At 67.4% G+C, this 1,694-nt stretch carries 2 protein-coding genes; both read right to left on the bottom strand.

The window, feature by feature from the left end; genetic code table 11:
- Positions 1-332 precede the first annotated feature (332 nt).
- Complete coding sequence (locus ACWFRB_RS26335; RefSeq protein WP_452644294.1) at positions 333-554, bottom strand: MbtH family protein; 222 nt, start codon at positions 552-554, stop codon at positions 333-335.
- An 83-nt stretch (positions 555-637) separates the two neighbouring features.
- Positions 638-1,694 (bottom strand): thioesterase domain-containing protein (locus ACWFRB_RS26330; protein ID WP_452644292.1); only part of this gene is annotated, 1,057 nt, incomplete at its 5' end.

Below are 1,694 nucleotides of genomic sequence, written 5' to 3'. Positions count from 1 at the left end.
CCAGGCGCTCGTGCACCAGGATCGCGCCGTCACCGACGAACACCCCACTCCAGTCGGGCCCGCGGTGCCGCTGCCTGCGCGACAGTTCCACGGCCGCAGCGCGCAGCGCGGCCAAATCGTCGCCGGACTGCAGACCGAAAATGCCGAGGATCGAACACACGGGGCCGAACTCCTTGCCGTTTGGATGGAGGGCCGAACGTGTGCCTGCCCCGGGGTTCGCCGCCACGCGACGAGCTGTCGGTGACCCACACCGGGTCACCGACAGGTGCTCACCACCATGGACGAACCCGCCCCGGAACGGATGCGCTCGCGGCGGGTTCGTCCGATCGTGCCTAGTTGTCGGCGTCCCCCGCCATCGCCTCGATCAGGCTCTTCGGCCGCATGTCGGTCCAGTTCGCCTCGACGTAGTCGACGCACTCCTGACGCGAGGTCGGACCGTGCACCTCGACCCACCCGGCCGGCACCTGGGCGAACATGGGCCACAGCGAGTGCTGTCCCTCGTCGTTCACCAACACCAGAAACTGGCCGTCCTCGTCATCGAAGGGATTGCTCATGTGTCGTGCCTTTCTCAGTCAGTACTCTTGTGCTGCAGATCTTCTCGCTCGATGTCGAGCCCGCCTACGGGCCCCACGACTCCCTACTCGTCGGCCTCGACCTCCTCGGCGTTCCACACCTCTCGCAGTGCCGCGCCGATCTTGGCGAGCGAGGCGGGCGAGGCCATCCCCCAGTGGGTCTCGTCGATGCCGTGGGTCATGATCCGGCCGTCGATTCCGTCCTGCCAGGTGCCCGCGCCGACGCTGCCGCTGGGATCGTCTGCGAGTGCGGCGAAGTACACGAGATCGCCCTTGAACTCGGCAGGCATGTACGCGTCCATCACGGCGACCGAAGCCCCCGCTGCCTCCACCGCGGCGGTGATCCGCTCTGCCCCGAGCGCGTTGAACGGCGCCGGCAGGTTCTCGATGAATCCTGCCAGCATCTCCTCGGACAGCGCCTCGTCGGACAGAGCCTCGACCGAACCCTCAGGAACCTCGGCCACGAGCGCTGGGAGCAAGCCCCCGAGCAGGTCACCCGCGGTCATGGCACTATCTGCGAGCACCCCGTCGGCGGGACGCTCCGCAAAGCTGTCCATCATGGCCAACAGTGCGACCTCGTCGCCCTCGGACTGCAGCAGCGCCGCCATCGCGTGAGCGATCACGCCGCCGAGCGACCAGCCGATCAGGTTGTACGGCCCCTCGGGCTGCACGGTCCGGATCTGCTCCACGTACACCCGCGCCCATTCCTCGACGGTCTCGGGAAGCGGCGCCGTTCCGGACAGGGCGGGTGACTGCAGGCCGTAGATTCCGCGTTCCTTGTCGATGTGGGCTGACAATCCGGCGAAGGCCCACGAGAGACCGATGATCGGGTGGATGCAGAACACCGGCGGCTTGGATCCGCCCGGCCGCAGCGGGAGCAACACGTCGAATGCCGCGTCCTCGGCCATGTTCTCGAGCCCAAGCCGTGCAGAAGCGATCCTGGCGGCCAGTGCCTCCGTGGTCGACGTGGTGAACAGCCACATCACCGGAACCTGTGCCTCCAGTTCGGTGCCGAGGCGGGAAGCGGCCTGCATCGCGATCAGTGAGTTACCACCCAGGGCGAAGAAATCGTCATCCAGACCGACCCGCTCGAGACCGAGCAACTCCCCGAACACCGACGCC

Source organism: Rhodococcus sp. NPDC055112, assembly GCF_053607505.1.
Note: the sequence above shows the minus strand (reverse complement) of the source record. Positions and strands in the feature narration are given on the sequence as shown.

Bases quoted from the DNA above. Each gene is read 5' to 3' on its own strand.
- ACWFRB_RS26335 (WP_452644294.1), bottom strand. From the start codon at position 554: ATGAGCAATCCCTTCGATGACGAGGACGGCCAGTTTCTGGTGTTGGTG.